8 protein-coding genes are annotated in these 19,079 nt (G+C 66.1%); 1 reads left to right on the plus strand and 7 read right to left on the minus strand.

Annotated features, from left to right (window positions below; all coding sequences use genetic code 11):
- From ACH9D3_RS16865 to ACH9D3_RS16875, 3 genes are read right to left on the minus strand one after another with little or no spacing between them, the layout of a single operon-like run.
- Window positions 1-3,462, minus strand: a complete 3,462-nt coding sequence (locus ACH9D3_RS16865) for a hypothetical protein (protein WP_396411812.1) — start codon at window positions 3,460-3,462, stop codon at window positions 1-3.
- Entirely contained in the window at window positions 3,459-6,863 is a 3,405-nt protein-coding gene (locus tag ACH9D3_RS16870; RefSeq protein WP_396411832.1) for a DUF6603 domain-containing protein, read from the minus strand. The genes ACH9D3_RS16865 and ACH9D3_RS16870 overlap by 4 nt, the downstream gene beginning before the upstream one ends.
- Window positions 6,863-9,109 carry a S8 family serine peptidase gene (locus tag ACH9D3_RS16875; protein WP_396411813.1) on the minus strand — a complete coding sequence of 749 codons (2,247 nt, stop codon included), beginning with the start codon at window positions 9,107-9,109 and terminating at the stop codon, window positions 6,863-6,865. The genes ACH9D3_RS16870 and ACH9D3_RS16875 overlap by 1 nt, the downstream gene beginning before the upstream one ends.
- A 435-nt stretch (window positions 9,110-9,544) precedes the next feature.
- On the opposite strand from ACH9D3_RS16875, the gene ACH9D3_RS16880 reads away from it, so the two are divergent.
- Window positions 9,545-9,946, plus strand: coding sequence for a hypothetical protein (locus ACH9D3_RS16880; RefSeq protein WP_396411814.1), 402 nt, complete (start codon window positions 9,545-9,547; stop codon window positions 9,944-9,946).
- Window positions 9,947-11,020: 1,074 nt separating this feature from the next.
- On the opposite strand, the gene ACH9D3_RS16885 is transcribed toward ACH9D3_RS16880, so the two are convergent.
- The 4 genes from ACH9D3_RS16885 to ACH9D3_RS16900 form a co-directional block, all read right to left on the minus strand.
- On the minus strand, window positions 11,021-11,800 hold the full coding sequence (locus tag ACH9D3_RS16885; protein ID WP_396411815.1) for a hypothetical protein: 780 nt from the start codon (window positions 11,798-11,800) through the stop codon (window positions 11,021-11,023).
- A gap of 218 nt (window positions 11,801-12,018) precedes the next feature.
- The gene (locus ACH9D3_RS16890; RefSeq protein WP_396411816.1) at window positions 12,019-17,367 is read right to left on the minus strand and encodes a multicopper oxidase domain-containing protein; all 5,349 of its coding nucleotides are present in this window, start codon (window positions 17,365-17,367) and stop codon (window positions 12,019-12,021) included.
- Between the two features lie 40 nt (window positions 17,368-17,407).
- The gene (locus ACH9D3_RS16895) at window positions 17,408-18,283 is read right to left on the minus strand and encodes a DUF2182 domain-containing protein (protein WP_396411817.1); all 876 of its coding nucleotides are present in this window, start codon (window positions 18,281-18,283) and stop codon (window positions 17,408-17,410) included.
- Between the two features lie 11 nt (window positions 18,284-18,294).
- Window positions 18,295-19,065: a DUF1326 domain-containing protein gene (locus ACH9D3_RS16900; protein ID WP_396411818.1), complete on the minus strand. Its 771-nt coding sequence runs from the start codon at window positions 19,063-19,065 to the stop codon at window positions 18,295-18,297.
- Window positions 19,066-19,079 lie beyond the last annotated feature (14 nt).

A 19,079-nucleotide genomic window follows, 5' to 3' on the forward strand; every position in this document is an offset into this window, starting at 1 on the left:
TCAGCCACCTCCGTCGGGGAGCGTGATCGGACGCAGGATGGTGGCGCGGGCAAGGATCGGACGCAGTGCCGCGAGCCCGTGGCCATCCTGGCCGTCGAGCACCTCGCTGCTGTGCACCACCGCCCGGAACGGCCGCTGGAAGGTGATCGCCGCCATGTCAGCGGAGTTGCGTCCGAAGGTCGACCGCACGCTGCCGCCGCTGATCAGCGGCACATTGCGGCCGTTCAGCCCGCTGCCGGTGATGGAAAGGTGGTCACCCGGGTCGGCGCCGACGTGGCCCCAGTGCAGGTCGCTCCAGTTGCCCGGCAGGGCGGAGGCTCCGCTGACGTCGAGCCCGAACCGCGGGGCGGTCGGTTGCTCGGCCAGCACGAAATACCACCCAGGGTCGGGCTCGACCTCCTCACGGTTGAGGTCGAATCCGACGAAGGTGACGTCGGGCGCGATGCGCCCCCAGAAGATCGGATCCTCGATCACCGACGGGGTCGGGTCGAAGCTCTTGTCCGGCCGCGCGGGGGCGGCGTACATCACGGTCTCGGGGTAGCGCCGGAGCAGCTGCCCGCGTACCAACAGGACCAGCGAACCGCGCAGGTCGGCACCGGAGTTGGTACCTAGGAGCGCGTTCGGCCGGAACTCGTTGATCGGGCCGAGGTCCTCCTTGCCGTCCACGCGGTCCCAAAACCGCCGGAAGGGCGTCCCGCGCCGGTCGGTGGGGTAGCCGCGCCAAAGCAGCTCGCGGTTCATCTCGTGGTTTGCGCCGACCATGAACGCCTCGACGAAGCGCGGATTGGTCTCTAGCAGGGTGATCGTGTCGTCGGGGATCTCGCCGATGCCGGGCAGGAACCGGTCGGGGTCGGCCTCTGCGAGCGGGCGGTAGAGCGCTTCGGGCAGCAGCGGGGACGCCATGACGGGGTCCAGTGGTGCGCGCTGGCGCAGCGTGCCGGCTAGGCCGTCGCGCAGCGCCGCAGCATTGACGCGTACGGCAAGCCGAGCCCGCGCTTCGATCACGAGGTGCGGATTGATCGCCTCGCGCAGCAGCACGCCGGTCGAGGCCAGGCTGATCGTCTTCGCGGCCGGGATGATCGAGGTCGCGGAAACCTCCAGCGCCGCCCGCTGGAGGTCGAAGGCGGTCACGTAGGCGCGCACCACCTTCTCGATCTTGATCGGAGGGTCTATCGCCGGACCGGGTGGCTTCTGTGTCTGAGCTAGCTGCCGGAGGGTGGGGGTCGGGGTGGTCAGCAGCTTCATTGGAGGCACGTTGATCGGTGGGCGGGGCCGACCCGGCGTGCCGGGGATGGTGACGACCGATGCGGCCCCCCGTCCGGTTGCCGGGGTGGTGAAGGTGCCGGGGACGCTGGCAGCGACGATGTCGCGCAAGGCCGCGGTGTTCACCACGCCCGCGGTGCCTACCGACTCGAGCCGGGCCACCTCCTCGACACGTGCCGAGCCGCCCGAGGAGGTCAGGGCGCGGGAGGTGACCGTCGCCGTGACCGGCTCCAGCTCAAGCACCCGCACCTCCACCCCGCTGCGGACCACTGACAGGGCGAAGCCGAGCGCCTCGGGGTGGTCGCGGCTGCCGGTGAGGATCGACTCGGAGAGCCCGGCCACGGTGCTTGTGGCGCCACCCGAAGTCGCGGTCCCGGTGACCGAGGGGTGGTGAGTGATCTTGGTGATCGAGGCCAGCTGGCGGGGCAGCAGGACGCCGGTTTTGGCCAGGTCGGGTCGCAGCTTGACCTGGCTGACCACCGGCTTGCCCGCCAAGTCGGCGGCGACCGTCTTGAGCTGGCGAACCAGGGCGGCCGGGGCCGTGCCGATCGCGCCGATCTCGCCGCCTACCTCGCCGGTGGGAGAGCCACCGAACCGGCCGATCAGCCGTGAGGAGACCAGACCGTCGGGGGTGGTGGCAAGCAGATTGAAGCGGCGCTCACCGGCGGCGAGCTCCTCGACCACCTTCACCTGGACGCCGGTGCCGAGGTTAGACGAGCCCTGCCGCAGCGCCCGGGTCAACACCGTCGAGCGGGGCGCAACCATCCGCCGGAACGTCGGGCCGAGCGTGCCCGCCGGCAGCGTGCTAAACGAGATCTCCTTGGCCAGCGAGTGCCCGGCTCGTGGAATCCGCACGTGCACGACGCTGGTCAACGAGAGCAGCGCCGCGTCGGGCAGCGGGACCAAGTGCCGGGCGTGGATCCGATCGGCGATCCGCTGGAGGAAGCGGGCGCGGTCCAGCAGCGCGTTCGCGGCCAGCACGTCACCGACCTGCTGCCAGGCCGCGTCGACGAATCTCTCCTGGTTCAGCCGGACCACTTCGGTGCCGAGCCCACCGGCCGCCCGATGCTGGGGGTCGGTGTTCAGCTCGCGCAGCCATAGGTGCGGGCTGCTGGTGACGGCGTCCTGCTTGACGTGGCGTCCGCCGTAGATCGGTGGGGCGACGCTCTCCGCGTCGGGCGAGGCCCCCTCGAGCACGTGATGGCCAGGCCCGTCCACGATCTGGCTCAGCTTGGCGATGTAGTCGTCGTGTTCAGGCCCGAGGGTCGGTCCGCTGCCCGCCTCCGGCGCCCGCAACGCTCCCTCGAGGTCGATCACCCCACCGGCGTCGGCGGCCAGGGACGGCAGTGCGGGATGGGCAGCCCCGATGTACATCTTGCGCCGTCCCACGGTGTCGGGGACCGGGCGCGAGACCAGCTGGCGAGCCAGCGACTCGAAGTCTCCGGCGGGGCCGGTGTGGAAGTCCCAGTGGTAATAGGTCGGCAGCGTCACCGAGGCTCCGACCGAACCGGAGGCACCCCACGCGGGTCCTGTGGTGGTGCCCGCGGGGACGGTCTGCCCGAGCCCGGCGAGCCGCCCGACCTCGAAGGCCGGCACCAGCGCAGCGACGTAGTCGCGACCCGACTTCAACCGTCGCGGACACAGCAGCCGCGAGACGTTCAGCGCCGCTTTGTCCCGCAGGTGGATGGGCACCGAGGCGGGCGCGCCGTCCTCGACGACGTGGGCGTGCGCCCACGCCCACGACTCGGAGAGGTCGGGCAGCTCGTCACCCGGGACGGCCGGGGCCTCGATCGTCAGCTGCGGCAGCGGCCGGTCACGGCGTACGACGATCGCGACGCCGGGCTGCCGCTCCACGACCACCAGCACCAGCCACGGCCGCAACCGGTCGTTCGAGCCGCCGGCGGCCGGGGTGAACATCCAGGCGAAGTCGGGGGCGTCGAACTCGATCGCCGCGAACTGGTCGGGAGCGACGTTGCGGGCCGATCGCGGCGGGTCGATGCGAACGATCCCGCGGGGGTCGACGCCGATGACGTCACCGGGTCCGTGCAGCCGCAGGTCGACCTGCGCCGCATCGCCGGTGTTCAGGGTGACCCGCACGCCGAACGTCCCGTGCGCCGCGATCGTGGTCCCGAGCGTGTCGACCGTCGGGATCTTGTCCGCAAGCCCGCGACGGACGTAGGGCAGGAAGCGGTAGCTCATAGATGCGTCACCACCTCGGCGAGACCGACCACGAACGTGGTGCCGGTGGTGGCGCTGGACATCTGCTCGGCCTCGCTGAAGGTGAGCAGACCGCTGGCTACAGTCTGGCCCGGCGTGCTCGCGGCTGCGACGCCGAAGCTGTCCGCGAGCACTGAGACCAGACCGGTGATGCCGCTGTTGAGCACACGGTCGACGTGGACGTGAGCGTTGGCGACGGCACCGAGCTGGGCGTGCTTGACCAGCGAGGCGGCCAGGACGAGGTGGCGCTCGGAGGGCCGCTCCTGGCGCAGGTAGAAGGTCTCCCACTCCGGCTCGAAGACGACGGCCGAGGCCGGCACCGCGAAGTCTTCGGTGGAGACCGCGATCCCGGAGGGGAACTTCTCGAACGACGGCTTGGAGAGCTTGTCCTCCTCGGAGAGATCCACGTATTCGACTCGGGCGAAGTTCTCGCTGCGCACCATCGGGTTGCGTACGTCGTTGCCGATCCTGACCTCGGCGATGTCAAAGCGGCGCCCGTCGGAAGGGACCGAGCGGCCCACCCGGTCGAGGTCGAGCCCCAGGGGGGCCACCTTTTGCACGCCCACAACCGAGCCCAGGGGGTGCGCCAGGATCTCGCCGTCAACGGCCACGGTGCGCAGGCTGACCAGAGGGTCGTTGCCAGGCAACTCGGCGTGCCAGCTCTGAGGCGCCGAGAGCGCCTGAGCGATTTGGGGACCCACGGCCACGCTGGGTAACGCCGGGGCCGGGGCCGAGCCCCAGCCGACCTCGAAGTCGATATCGACGTCGAAGAATAGCAACGAGATCGAGGCGTGCCCGTTAACCTCCCAGCGCCCCGGCCCGGTCAGCACGCCGCGCACCTTCAGCGAGGTCAGGCTGATGCTCTTGTACTTGACCGAGGCGCCGACCCGGAACTCGATCTCGAAGTGGAAGCGTGGCTCGAGGAGGAACAGCGCGTCGAACCCGAGGTAGGCCTCGATCCGGAAGCCGCCTCCGGCCGCGACCAGGCTCGCCTCGGCGCCGGTCTGGAAGCTATTGGAGGTGATCGCGACGTAGCCGACAATGCGCAACGTGACGATGTCGTAGGCGAGCTGGATGCCGACCCGGTCCTGCGGCGGGATCCCCGGGGGCAGGTCGGTGAAACGAGGGTGGAAGCCGCCGACGGCCATCAGGAACGTCGCGTTGTCGCCGAACCGGGCGCGCACCACGAGCGAGCCGGTGAGCGGGAGCCCGGCGACGTGGGAGTCGCGCAGAACCGCATCGATCGAGAGCGCCTTCTCGTTGGCGTCGTACGCCCCTACGATGTCGACCTGGAGCAGGATCAGCGCGAGCCCGTCGACCGGAGGGATCTGGAGCTTGAGCTGACCGACTAGCACCACCCGGCTGAACGATGGCTTGCCTGCGCCGTTGCCGAGCACGTCGTCGAACTGCAAGATGATGCCGAGGCTGATCGTGACGATCGCTGGTGTGCTCCAGCCGAGCTTCAGTGCCGGGCCAACCGTCAGCGCTCGAGGCACGATCGGGAAGACTACTCGCAGCTGGGCCAGCAAGGTGTTGGCGTTGGCGACCGGGTCGCGCGGAAAGAGTACCGAGTCGAGCACGCCTGTGCGCAGGCCCGACTGGATCGCGTCGATGGAGACGCCATGCTGGAGACCGATGATGCCGCCGACGCCGTTGAGGGTGAATCCGTAGCCGAGCTGGATCGGGGTGAACTCGCCGAACACCAGCAGCAACAGTGCCCACCCGTCGGCGCCGCTGGGCAGCTTGGTGGTGAGGATGCCGATCGCCTTGATCGAGATCGCGCCGAAGCTGAGCTCGAGGATGCCGGCGTATTCGCCCGCCTCGGGCTCAAAGGCGAGGAACCCTCCGCCCTTGACCACACCGGCGTCGATGACCAGGCCGATCCGGGTGGGCGGCTTGAAGGAGAAGCCCAGGTTCGCCGGTCCGAGGTTGCCGCCGCCGTGGGGGAAATCGAGCAGGGCCCGGGTGCCCATGCGGTCGACCGACATCGCGAACGGTCCCAGGTTGGCAGCGATCCCGCCCGAGGCCTCCAGGACTAGGCCGTCGGCGTTGACGACGAAGCCAAGGTGCATCATCTGGATCTTTACCGGCCCGAGGTCGAAGTCGACTGGGATGTCGATGGAGAGCCCGGCACCGCCCTCGAAGTAGACCCCCGTTGCGCTGGACCACCCGGCGAGGACGTCGAAGGGGAGCCGGATGCCCCCGTCGGGAAGGATCGTGGCGAGAAACCCGTCGGCGCCGGCGAGGTCAATCACCACCTCGCCGTCCTCGATCGCGGCCTCGATCAGGAACGCGCCGTCCGCCCGGCCGGCCGCGATGTCCCATGTCAAGTCGGCGCCGGCGGACGCCCGTAGCCGGGCGGCTAAGATCCCGGAGCCGCCCGTGAGGCCAAGCAGGCTGAGCGGGCCGGAGTCGGGGTTGCTGAACACCACGCCGAGGCGTGCCCGCCCGGAGACCTCGGCAGAGGGGGGGTCGGCACGCAATTGTCCGGGCGGGACCACGTCGATGTTGGCGCCGGTGTCGAGCCGGGCGCTCAGCCCGGTCTCGATGCCGAGACCCGGCCGGATCTCGGTGACCGTGTCCACGCGCTCGGTCAGGTCGGCCCGCACGGTGGCGCGCAGCCCCGGAATTGCATCAGGTGTGCGGCCGATGTCGACCGTGCCGATCCGCAGCACCGGCGGCTCTCCGGCCGCTCCCGGCTGGAGAAAGGCGAAGCCGGAGATCCGGCTGGCGAAGGTTGCCATCCGCCGCAGCAGCACGTCGAACTTAAAGTCGGGGGTACCCCAGCGGTAGGTCTCGTCCAGCGAGGCCAGCGGGTCCTCGAGCAGCGCGGATACCACGTCGAAGCGAAGCAGCCGCTGCACGTGCGCGGGTGCATGCGTGGTCCCCGCGACTGAGGTGACCTCTAGGATGCCGAGCAGCCCGGCGGCGCCACTGATCACCGGGTGCTCGCGCTCGAGGTATGTCGCGACCAGGTAGCCCACCAACCGGCTCGGCAGCTCTTCGGCGAAGGCCTCGATCTCCGAGCGCGCCGCCGCCGCGGCGGCGCCGGCTGCCGCGTCCACCGCGTCGGCGATCGCGTCGATCGCGGTGATCACGGCCTGGACGACCGGGACCAGGTCCCTGATCCCGCTCACGATGCCGGAGACGTCCTCGGCCTCGATGGCGGTACTCAGCGCGGTCACCTTGGGCCCGAGGTTCCCGGCCTGCGTGGCGGCAGCGCTGATCGCCGAGCTCACCTCGGAGACTCCCAGAACCGTGTCGGGGGCCGGCAGTCCCAGTTCGGCGAAGAGTTCGGTCACCTCACCGGCCGCAAGCCGGTCGGTCAGCGGCTCGAGGGCCTGCGCGATCTCCAGCGCCACAGATTCAACGGTCAGCCCCATCACGACTCGCCCCTCTGGCTCGCGTCTACGCGGCGCGCCAACCTGCTCAGCACCCGCTCGCGGAGCAAGGCGCGCAGCCGCGGGAAGCGGGCGACGATCCGTGCGGCCGGTGGTCCGAGCACGGCGTAGCTTGCGCCGAGCGCGTGCATCGCTGCTGCGCGCGCGCCACCCCCTCGCAGCCCCCGGTTGCGCCAAGCCCGGAGCGCGTCGACGTCCGGGTGGTCGGGGTCGCCGTATACCGTGGAGGCGACGAAGCAGTCGGACTTCGTGGTCGCGTTCGCGATCACGGCGTACCCCTGGCCGCCGCCGGGTGCGGTGGTGGCGATCCGGAAGGCGCGGACGTTGATGCGCCAGTCACCGGCCTCCGGGTTGGCCACGAGGACGACCTCGATGTTATTGAGCAGGTCGCCGATCTGGCCCGTGTCCGGCGGCGTGAAGCCGCCGACGAAGTCGTTGCCCGTGTAGGACGCGCCACTGGGTGAGGTAGCGGTGAGATCGAGGTCGTTGATCACCGGGTCGGCCGCCAGAGATGTCCCGGGCGGCTCCGCCCAGACGAGCACTATCCTGAGCTCCTCGGTGTCTTTCTCAACCTTCACCGTGTGCGTGCGGTTGTCGCCCTGGGTCGGCCCAGCGGCGTGCCGCACGTCCCAGACTAGGTTCTTGCGGCGGCCACCGTCGAAGTAGAGCGCCCGGTCGAGCCGGATCAGCCCCCAGCCCTCGGTGCTGTTGGGGAAACCGGGGACGCCGGTCAGGTCGACCGCGGAGTTCACCAGGGTGGCCTTGACGAGGGATCCGGTCGGAGAGAAGGCGTTCGCTGCGGTCTTGATCCCGGTGGGGTACCAGCCCTCCAGGAAGTATTGCCGCACCAGTGTGGCCGCCCCGGCCGCGAGTGGCGTCGCGTAACTCGTCGCGCAGGGCGACCGCGGTCCGACGCCACAGGGGGTGCTGACGGTGGCCGAGCTTATGCCGCACCCCACAGATACGATGTCCGGCTTTCGCCGGCCGTCGAGCGTCGGACCACTGTTGCCGTCACCAATCGCCGTCGGATTAGAGCCGGACTGCGCCGCCGAGACCATCATCACGTTCTTGGCGCTTCCCGGCGGGCCCTGCTCCTCGCCGGCGTTGCCCGAGGAACCGAGGACAATGGCGTCCTCGTTGGTGAAGGTGAAGGTGTCGGCGTCCACGCAGGCCTGGGTGTAGGGGGAGGGGTTGCCGGCACCGTGGGTCCCGTCGTGCCAGGAGTTGGTGAACACCCGGGCCCCGGCCGCGAAGCCAGCGTTCAGCTCGGCCAAGAACGACGGCTCGTTGTAGTTGGTGCAGTAGAGTCTCGCCGCCCAGGCGCTCCCCCGGTTGGCGTGGGCCCCGGAGTTGACGCGCTCATCGCCGGCGGCACAGCCTGCAACGAAGGTGCCGTGGGCACTGAGCGCGGAAGCGGAGGTGTTGGTGATCGCGATGATTTTACGGTGCCCAGGTCCGGGCATGTTGGGCGAGGCATCGGCGAAAAAGCAGTGCGCGATGTCAACCGGGCCGCCGTCCATCACCCAGATGATTTGACCCTCTCCATGAAGGCCCTTGTCCCAGATCGGGTGGGAGGTCTCCGACCCCGACTGGTTCACCGAGGCAGCCGCCAAGGTGTCCAGCTTCGGACGCGGAGTCGGCTCGATTCCGCGGACGTCGTCGAGATCGGCTACGCGCTCAATCACCGCCATGTCCGGGACCACGAACCGCACCCGAGCCAGGCCGCCAAGAGGGCGGTCGTCAACGACTCGCACCTCTTTCGCACCTTCGGCGACGACGAGGTCCTCCACAACCCGGGTCGAACCGCCGTCGAACAGCGACGCGGTGACGTCGAGGAGGCCGTCGCCCGGTCGGCGAGAGCGCACGTCGAGGTCGGGTGAGAGTTTGTAACGCGGGAAGTAGTGGCACACAGCGCGCACCAGCGGGTCGTTGCGCAACCGGCGCACCGAGGTGTCGTCGAGCCGCTCGACGTAGGCCAGCTCGGGGATATACGCCGTCAGCGCGAGACCGTGCTCGACTCGAATCCGCTCCACGTCGCTGGCCGGCAAGATCCGGTGGAACTGCACGATCCGGGTGTCGGCGGGATCCGGCGTGCCGTCGGTGCGCGCCGGCTTCTGCACCCGGCGGGTGCGCCGTTCAGACTCTGTGTCGAGGGGGTCGAACACGTGAGTGCCGAGCGCTACCAGGTAGCGACCGGGGCCCTCGTCGATGCCCGCGCCTGTGGTCATCGCAGGGCCAGATCCGGTCGACGCACAGCCACCCGCCCGTACGCTACTACTCCACGCGGAGTGGACGTCTCGATCGAAGCAGTCATCGGTGCAGAAGTCATCGATCCGCCCTTTCGATCGAGGGTTAGAGCAATCTCAGAAGCCGTCTTCAGCAGTTTCACAAGTAAATTTCCGTTTACGTGTGAATATGGACGCAGCAGGGTGCATGCAAGAAATTGCTACGGAGATGCGGTGATGTCCATCAAAGAATTTCAGCGAGTGTCCTCTGTTTTTCAGGTTCTTGCCTCTCCCGTTGAACTAGATGGTTGACCCCAGCGTCCCTGCTAGTCAACCCACAAGTTATTACTGTTGGGTGTGTTACACCGATTATTCGTCGCTTGTTCGCGACAAATAGGTTGAGCCCTGTTTGTGCACCGCGTGGTTGTCCATCATCGGGTGCAGCTGCTGATCCGGGTAGGTCTGGGAGACCTGCTGGAGGAACTCCAGGGGCTCCTGGCGCCGATGCCTGGGCTTGCACCCGGTCAGGACCTAGCCGTGACCTGGTCGGTGTCGATCTCCAGGGCCACGAACAGGTTCGAGGCCCCGTGGCGGATACAGTTGTGGGTCAAGGTGCGCAGGCTTGCCGGGCGGCATCGGCGACCCCGGTGCTGTACGCATCAGGGCCTGCGGCTGGGACTGCTCGTCCACACGACCCCACGCGTTTTCCGGTCGTGCGATGCAAAGTTCGACAACGTCGACGACCTTGTCCACCAGCTCTGGGTTGATGGAGAGGGAGAAGGCCACCTCACACCAGCGATGCATCCGTACTTCTGCCAGGCCTTCGCCACGGTGGTGTGATCGACGCCCGGGCATGTTGCCCGCAACCTCGAGGACCAATGTGTGACCTCGAGCTTCTTCGGTGGTAGGGCCAGGGTTGCAACCACAGTTACCCGAGTATCGAACCGCCGCAGACGCCTCAACCGGTCGGGTCGGCCAGCCTCTCGCCGCCGACCCCGGCGTGGCCGGCCCGTCAGGCGACCACCGTCGTGCGGGTGGCCCCACCCCCCCCGCTGGAATGTCGCTGTCAGAGGCCCCTACTGCAACGCCGCCAACGTGAGATATGGCCAGTGCCGGTCTCGCGCGAGCGGTAGCATCTCGGCTGATGCGGTGAACCGGTGGGAGCGGATGTTGAGGAGGCGGGCGTTGGCTACGCCGTCGGAGTTCCCGACGCCATCTACCCGTCGAGCATCTTCTGGAGCACCCGCTCGTCGGCGCGAAACAACCCCACGTCGCCGTCGGTCAGGACAGCAGGAACCTGGCCCGGTACAGCGTCCATCCGAATCCCACCTCACCGTGGAATCGTGCATCTGATGCAGGAAATCTACGCTGGCCAGTGTCGCGACAACACCCCGGTGAAATATCCGACCTCCGGCGCAGTCCCGCTGTCCGCGGTACGCCGCGGACAGCGGGCAGAAATCGGCCGAACGGGAGTTGCACCAGATGCGAGAACTCCCGTGGGTCGTAACGCCGATAATCGAGATTATGTAAAGTAATAGAAATAAGCGGCCTCGGGATCCGGCATTCACGGGTCAACCAGCATCGACGCTGCCACCTCTGGAGGGCTAAAGGTGGCAGTGGAACTTCTGCCGCAACGCGCTGGGCCGCTGCCGCTGGGCCACTCGTCAGTAGCTACCAGGACACCGGTGTGAATCGAATGCACCGACCGCCAGCGGCGCCGGTGAGCAGTCCTCGTGAGATCGGCCCCTGTCGAGTGCGAAGCCACGATGACCACACCAGCCCTCCAGATGGCTTGACCCGACCTGTCATCACTTCGCGCACAGACCCATTACTTATTGCGCGTCGTCGACGCTGTGGAGTCTCATCCTGCAAAAAATCGAAAGTGCGAGCTTGTTGGCAGCCCCGGGGTGAACTTTAATTCATGTCTTTCCACTCACGGCCGGACCACTCATACATGGGAAGATCGGAAGTCCCCGCGGTGCGGAAGGGGCTTCCATCATCATCGACGGTAATGCTTTCTGTATCGCCATCCGCAACAATATCAAAAACGATTCTCCATTCTACGTATTCGTCAGCGCTCGTGCGTCCGATCACATAGAACGTTTCTGTTTCACCTTTATCCAAAGTCAAACGTTCCAAGGAAACAACCTGCCCCTTTTCTTTAAACTCCAACCTGGGTGGGGAACCGTTACTGCCAAGATCGGCAACTACCCCTCTGACTTCACCCGTGGCTCCCCCTACGGGGCAGGCGGCAACGACTCCTGCTCCAGTGGGCGTTCGATCAATTATTTCTACTCTCGCATTCTGCACCGAGATCTCTTCGTCGCGGTTCCCAATCATCGTAATCAGTACCCGCGACTCATCTGCATCGGCCCCCCGTTGATCATAGGCCCATTCTCGGCGAGCCCGACAGTCTTCTGGTGGTGCGGTCATATTCTCCGCAAGCACTGGAACAAAGTAATAGAAAGGCGTCCACTTTGGCTCTCCCGCTTCAAAAATGGAGGGATCCGCTTCAACCACAATGTCGACGGGTTGGGACGAAACTCTAGCGAGATAGCCATAAATATCCGAGCCGATGGCTCCAACAAGAGCACCACCGAGTCCTACTGCCACCCATTTCACAGCTTTACTTAGGGAGGAGCGATTTTTGGAATTCGGACTCTCCTCACTTGAACGGGTTTTGTTCTGCGGCATGGCGTGCTCCAAGATGGTAAAAATGAATTACTCGCACCAGACTGGAATCAATATTGAAGCATCCGAGAAGTAGTATGGATTGAACGATATCCAGGCCAATATCAATGACATGTACTACGCCGCCACGAGTTCGTCCTGAGACGCCGGGCTTCACCAGTCCTACACGGGCGGCTCGATGGGACTCAGTGGGGACGCGGGCTTTGCCTGATCCTCTCTCCCTACCGAAACCAACGACGCCGTTTTGGTTCCCAAACCACCGATATGTCTGCAATCCACCGTGACCACAGTGACCGCATGGCCCAGGGCACCGTTCCTTGTTCGCGCTGCCGGTCCTGTCCATCCATGCGGAGGATGCCCCACATCCCCTGACTAGCTGCCCAGCGGAAGGAACCGCTGCGGTAGGCGTGGTCCCCTGGATCCCAGCGTCCGTCGGATTCCATGACGAGGTCTTGGGTGAATCCAGCCGAGATGGCGGTGACCGATCCGGCTTCGGGACTGGTGTCCTTTACCTTCCGCACCCAGGGAGCAACGTCCCAGGCGAAGTTGTGCACGGTGAAGGTGTGGTTGCGTGGCTTGTCGCCAGCGCACACCAACCGCCACCAGATGGGCAGGTCCCTGCTCGCGTACCAGATTGGAGCGGTGAGGTTGGGCAGCGCCATGGGATTCTGGTGTGGAGTCAGCGGTGACCGGTAGCTGATGGCCTTTTGCCCGACATCCACGGGCGGGTCGCTCGGAGAGATGTCAGGAAGCGGCTGATCGATATCGCCGTGCAGGAAATGACGCAGCCCGTCCTGGAGGAAGAAAACAAATTCTTGGGCGATGACTTCGTCACCTTTTTCCAGATGCACATGGGCGCCTGTCCACTTCGGCTTGTCCTCGTTCTGGGGGTCGACCGGGGTGATGTCTCTGGGTTCGATCACGACAGCTCCGATCAAGCCGTGGTGTCGGTGATTGCGGATGTCGCCCATATCGAACAGGTAGCAGGTTTGGCCTCGTTCGCGACCATCCTGATATGTGTCGAAAGCCAGGGCCGGATCTGCGTACCACCAATACTCCCGCCAGTTCGCGTCCCGGTGCCCGATCCCGTGGTCGGTGCGGTGCACCACAGCGTTGACGGCGTCGTGCCCGCCGTGCACGACATGGGCAGCATCGTCCACGTTCAGGGCGGCGGCGGTGCCGTCCTGGTTCAGCCCCACGTACGCGCCGTCGTCGCTGTGCACGTCGTACAGCAGCAGGCTGGGGTGCAGGGAGACTCGGGGGCTGACCGTTCGACGGTCCGGGTAGCCCAGGTGGTCACGGTGCTCTACGGGAAGTCGCGGCGGGCTCACTTCCGGTCCGAAGTCCGGTAGCCGGGGGTCTTTCGTCGCGAAATCCTGGTCGGGGAGGTTCTCCTGCGGTAGGAGGAGCTCATTGATGAGGATGATCTTGATCCATTCCCCGGGATGTGCCCGCAGGACGAGGGGTTGGTCGGAAGTGTCCACGTCCACCGCCCGGAGGTTGCCGGTGTCGCTTCCGTCGGCCCGGGTTTCGGATACAGCCTCTTCGGCTGTGCGGTAGATCAGGCCCCACGGGTCGGTCAGCGCTTGGCCGGCGTACTGGTGCTCGTGGCGCTGGGCGACCACCACGTACTCCCTGACCTTTCCAGTCGACCACGTTCCTCCGGGCATCCGAAGGGGACGTGTGGGTAGGAATCCGTTGGACTGGGAGAGGCGGAACTGGTCCAATGCCTCCTGCAGTTCTTGCTCGGTCGGAGGTGCCCCTCGTCCCCTTTCGTCCTCTGTTTCGGGCACGATCTTGGTGATGGACCGCAACGGCGGGAGCTCACGGAAGTTTTCCGAGCTGGGCTGGAGCGAACGGATCAGTCCCCAGCATCCCAGCCATAGGTCGTCCATGACGGTGAACTGCCACAAGTGGTCACCGACCCCGTACGGGCTCGTCGCCACGGGTTTTCCGTCGGCTCCGATTTCCGGCGGGTTGATGTCCATGGTGAAGGCCTCGGAAATGCCCAGCGTCTGCTGGTTCACCCACGGCGACTGACGGTTCTGCCAGTCCTTGCGCCATCGCATGCCGTTGAGCATGAAACTGTGCTGTTCCTCGTGGGAGCCCTGGAAGATCCGGATGCGCAGTCGTTCCCCCGGGTAGGTATAGATCACCGGTGTGTCAGGGTCGCCCTTGTGCTTCGGCGGCACAGGCAGGGGCGGAGACATATGCGGGGCCTGGACGTCGAGGACCTCCCGCTGTTCCTCGTCCTCGTTCTCCAACGAGGAGCGGCTGGAGCTGAACCACTCGGAGGGGTCCTTGCCGCGGTACCGCATGGGGGTGCATCGGTAGTTGACGCCCATAACACCCGGGTCGTCATCACCGCCCAGCAGGTTCGGCTCATTCAGCGGATCGTCATTTTGCCGAGGTCGAGGAGGGATCGGGAGTGGAGGGCGGTCGTCCTTCGGACGGTTCAGCGGAACGAAGTCTCCAAGGGCCAATCCGGCCTCCCGGAAGGGTTCCTTCAAAGCGACGTCCCCCTCCCCGTTTGAAGTTCGCGGCACGATCACGGCTTGGGAGCCGACCCATGCGGGGGTCTGCTGGTCGGGCAGGTACCAGCGGGTGCCGTTGGGTTCGGCGATCAGTGCTGCGAACAGGCCCCGCTTCTGCCGGAAGTTCGCCAAGAGGTGGTCGTGGAAGAAGCATGGGCCGAACTCCTCGTCCACCACCCATCGGTGCAAAGAAACGTTCGCGGGGGGATCGCCGATCCTGTTGTCCGGAACGGACTCGGGGGAACTGGCGCCCGAGAGGTAGTTCCAGCCACTGGCTGAGCCGTCAGCAGCGAGCACATCGAACTTCACCAGGTGGACGTGCAGACCACATTCCACCGGGTGACCAGGGAAATCGAAGTGGTCGCCCTCGACGGTTCCCACCGTGTTGTACAGGCGCAGTTCCACGATGTCGCCGTGATTGGCTCGCGGAAAGAACGCGTCAACCCCGCCCTCCTCTTCGGTGACCGGGTAATCGAAGGGTATGGGGTCACCGTCGGGAGATCCGTTCTCATGGAGGCGGGTAACCGAGATGCCCTTGAGTTGGTAGTGGTGTCCGTGGGGGTCGTACCAGCCGGCGGAGTTGTAGAGCATCCCCCGTTCCGCCATGGCGATGTCGTAGTGGATGATCCGTCTCTCGGGCACCTCCGCCTTGGTGTTCCAGTCCTGGGCAAGGCCATCGAGATCGACGAAGAGGGCACCGGGCTGATCACCTGACCGGCAGTTGGGTGCAAAGGCCGCCCGTTCCTTCTGAGAGCAGTTGCCCATTTGCAGCAGCTGACGTCGCCCGTCGACCGGGGCCCTCCTCCCCGGGTCTCGCTCCTCAACGTCTTCCTGGTTGGGTGAGGGCGGCGGCGGGGACTTGCGGGGGTAGGTGGCGTCGATGAACCACGGAAACCCAGGTTGTTGGTCGGTCGAGGGGTCGGGGTTGCGGCCGGGCAATGGTTTCAGCGCGGGACAGGGCGTGCCGTCGGGGTAGGCCCGCTTCCCTGTCACCTCGCGGTCGAAGCTGCGCCACAGTCCCCACATGCCGTGATGGAAGTGGGGGTAGAGGTGGCAGTGCCAGATGATGTCGCCCACCGCGTGCTGGCGGCTGCCCGAACCGTAGAGCGGATCGATGGTCATGGCGGTCTGCGGGCCGATCGACACCGAATCCAGCAGCTGGGAACCGTGATGTTCGCCGGTCCGCCACACGGAAGGCTCGGCGGTGTCCTGAGCGACGGCCCGCCACTGGTGGACGTGCAGGTGGTAGACGTGGGTCTCCTTGACCCCAGCGTGCACCAGCCGCACCCGACTGGGGTCCCCCCGGTAGGCGCGATGAACTTCGGTTTCAGGTTCCCCGAAGAGCCATGAGCTGTGGTGCTGCTCCTCGCCGGAGACACGCTCGAGGAACTCGCCGTCCCTGTTTCGGGCCACCCAGAATTCCTCGCCCAGGGTCTCCTCGTCGATCCTGATCTGCACCGCCGAATGGTCGATCCCGTTCGCGTCGAGTTCTGCCTTTGGCACTCCTTTGCGCAGGCGCTGGTGCAATCGGTAGGGAAGGCGGTTGTGCATAGGTTCGGCGCGGTAGGACAGGGGCATCGCCGAGTGGGGCAGGGGGTGCGGGATGCCGCTGTGCGTCTCAGGTTCGTCGTGGAAGAAGACGGTGAACTCCCGGAAGCTGCAGTTGCCAGCAAATCGCTCAGGATCATCCTTGGCGTGGTAGAAATCGACGAAGTTTTCCATCCGCCACTTCTGGCAGCGGTTGCCGACCGGGCAGTCGTGATGGTGTTCGTCGCGGCAGTTTTCAGAGGCCGCGACCTTACCTACTTTGAGTCCGTGTTCCTCCCTGGGCACGATGTCGACTGAGAGACCGTCCGCGTGATCCGTGCCGTCGAGCCGTTGCCCCGTCTCGGGGTCGTACCACCTCGCGCCCTCGGGTTCGACCACTAGAGCGGCGAACAATCCGTGGTTGTTGGTGCCACGGTCGGTTCCGCGGATGTCGCCCAGATCGTTGATCGGCCACACGCCCTCCCGGGCGCACGTCCAGCGGTACGTCATCCTCGATTGATAGGGGACAGTGGTGGGGTCGTTGTCGCCCACGCACGCCCCATCCCCGTACTGGACCCCGGTGCCGGTGCCGCGTCCCGGGACGGTGCCCCCGAGCCCGTCTCCTTGCACGTGCATCCCCACTTCGCGGCCGCGGATGCTGTTCTCGAACCGCACCTTCAGCTGCTCTCCCCGGCACGCCCGCAGCACCAGCGGACGCACCAAGGGGATGGGCTTGAGCGGATTGCACCGGTTGTACGCCGGCGCCCTTTCCCCTTGGCCGAGCAGTCCAGGGCTGTGATCGTTGAACATCAGCCGTTCGATGTCCTTATCCCTCAGCTGGGACCCGGGACGCTGCCTCCGGTACCAAGCCAACAACTCCGGCCACCCTTGGCGGATCTCCTCCAGTTGTCCCTCGACGGCGCCCTCGGCCTCCTCCAGCTGGCCGAGCCACGAAGTGCGACAGTCCCCCAGGATTTGCTTCAGGATCTGCTCATCAACGTCATGCGCTTCCCGGGCCTGTTGCTCCTCTAGGCGCTCCGGATCCTGCAGGGCCTTTGGGTGGAGGCTGGAGATCCGCCCGCCGGTCAGTTCCCGCAGGGCGGAGACCAGCTCGTCGACCGTGGCCCGGTAGTTTTGGCGTATCGCACGGTCCTGCGGTTCCAACCGTGGGCTGTGGGCGTCCCGGTCCTCTCGGTCGAGAACTTCGGACTCGCCGCCGAATTCTTTCAAAAGATAGCGATTCTTCTCCGGTCCTTCGGAGAGGATCCGGCGCATCTCGAGGAACCGGGGCACTGCGTAGACCACTGTCTCCATGAGCTGGGTCTTACGGTGCATCCGGGTCAGGTATTCGCCGTTCTTCTCTCGCTGTTGCCTCACCCACTCCAGGAGGGGCTGGTACACGCGCAAGGTGTAGAGCAGACCATTGGGATCGTGATCGCCCTCGAGCGAGTAGACGATCGGGAAGGACATGGCCACAACGTGGTAGGTGCGGAATCGGGTGGGCGACATGGTGAGCTCCGTGATCGAGCCGCTCAGCGGCAGAGAAGGTCTACAACAGATGTGACTGTGAAATGACGGGAATCAGCGCCGTAGCCGCTCCCAGAGCGATGAGGGCGAACCCTGCCGGCCGTACCAGGCGCCGGCCCCACGAGACGAGGCGTTCTGCGGCCATGACTACGCTTAATGCGACCATCGCAGGTAGGGCCGCGGTGCCGACGGTGAAGCAGATGAGCATCAGCGCCCAACAGCATCCGATGCATGACAGCGCGTAAGCACCGGACAGGGCGAAGGTCTCCGCGCCGGAGGAGCGTCGACCCTGCCAGTGCGCCAGCACGAAGCTGCGTGGGCTCCGGCAGCCACGCAGGCACAGATCCTTCAGTGGCGTGAACTGATAGACGCCGGCGCCGATCAGCACGGCCCCTGTCACCCAGCGGGGATCGAGCGTCAGCCATCCGCTGGACGCCAACTCCCGGACACCCAGATCGCCTGCGACCAAAACCGCCCCGACGACCATCCAAGCCCCCACGAAGGTTGTGGCGCTCAAAATGGTCAGACGCCATGGATCCGGTTGGTGGGAGACCAGCCGTCGCACCGTCTGCAGCAGCGGGAGTGCTGGCGGAAGCATCATGGCGACCACCATGAAACCCCAGGCGCCCAGGGCAACCGCACCACCGACCAGAGCAGGAGGAATCACGAACGCGGCCGTACCACCATGCTGAGCGTGTGCTTCCCCGACCCCGCCCGGGGCGAGCACCTCAGAGGTCACTGTGTGGCCTTCCAGCCCGTGGCCCCCGGGCCCGTGGGTCAACAACAGGACTCCCCAGGCCATCGCCGCCATCACAAGCGTGCCCAGAACAAGGAGGTTCATGTCGAGGCGGTGGCGCGCCACGGACCGGTGAGGCGTCGTCGGGGAGGTGGTAGTCATGCCGGTGCTTCCTAGGCTGCGGGGTGGTGGTAGCGAAAGGTGCCGCGCATGCCCGAGCGGTCCTTGACGTGGATGTTGCCTCCGGGCAGGGCCCCGACGTTGATGATTAACTTCTCCCCCGCCTGGGCAGTCACCGGGTTCTGGGCCTGCAGCTCGTAGGAAAGCGCGGTGTTGGACAGCTCCAGCGGCTGCCTCTTAGCGTCCTCGGCCACGTCGAACCGCTCCGGCTGCCCGGTGGCATGGATCAGCCGGTCTTCAGTGGGTTTCGCTTCCGGTTCCTCCGGGTTCGTTCGGGTGCGGGTGACGGTGGCCGTCCAGGAGCCTTCGTTCTTGTCCGCGTGATCGTTCTTGTCGAGCTCGAAGGAGATCCTGGCTGACTCGGCCCCGACCACAGTTCCACTCATCTCGGCCAGCTCAGCCAGCGGCCCTATGCCCCCTCCTTTCTTAGTGGGGTGCTCGGCGAAAGCACCCCGCAAGGCCTGAATGAGCTGGTCCTCGGTGGCTTCTTGATTGGTGCGCTCCGAGACGTCGATGTAGATCATCGAAGTGGCCGGTGCCGCGCTGTCGCGGCGGTTGCCCGAGTGGATCGCGACACTGACGACCTTGCACCCGGTGACGACGAGGTCATCGATCCTCGACTCGGTGCCCTGGCCGTCCTGGGTGAACTCCCACAGGACGAACCCGGTGCAGTGTCCCTCCACGGGGTCGTCGTCCACCCAGCAGGGACAGATGACGGTGCAGTCGCAGGCCTCGAGAAAGTCGCCTGTCAGCGTGTATTCCATGACGGTCCCCTGAT

Origin of the sequence: Kocuria kalidii (genome assembly GCF_044462225.1) — a bacterium.
In the GTDB taxonomy this organism is placed as follows: domain Bacteria; phylum Actinomycetota; class Actinomycetes; order Actinomycetales; family Micrococcaceae; genus Kocuria; species Kocuria kalidii.

Excerpts from the sequence above, each read along its gene's own strand:
- ACH9D3_RS16865 (WP_396411812.1), bottom strand. The coding sequence starts at position 3,462 with ATGAGCTACCGCTTCCTGCCCTACGTCCGTCGCGGGCTTGCGGACAAG.
- ACH9D3_RS16870 (WP_396411832.1), bottom strand. The coding sequence starts at position 6,863 with ATGGGGCTGACCGTTGAATCTGTGGCGCTGGAGATCGCGCAGGCCCTC.
- ACH9D3_RS16875 (WP_396411813.1), bottom strand. The coding sequence starts at position 9,109 with ATGACCACAGGCGCGGGCATCGACGAGGGCCCCGGTCGCTACCTGGTA.
- ACH9D3_RS16885 (WP_396411815.1), bottom strand. The coding sequence starts at position 11,800 with ATGCCGCAGAACAAAACCCGTTCAAGTGAGGAGAGTCCGAATTCCAAA.
- ACH9D3_RS16890 (WP_396411816.1), bottom strand. The coding sequence starts at position 17,367 with ATGTCGCCCACCCGATTCCGCACCTACCACGTTGTGGCCATGTCCTTC.
- ACH9D3_RS16895 (WP_396411817.1), bottom strand. The coding sequence starts at position 18,283 with ATGACTACCACCTCCCCGACGACGCCTCACCGGTCCGTGGCGCGCCAC.
- ACH9D3_RS16900 (WP_396411818.1), bottom strand. The coding sequence starts at position 19,065 with ATGGAATACACGCTGACAGGCGACTTTCTCGAGGCCTGCGACTGCACC.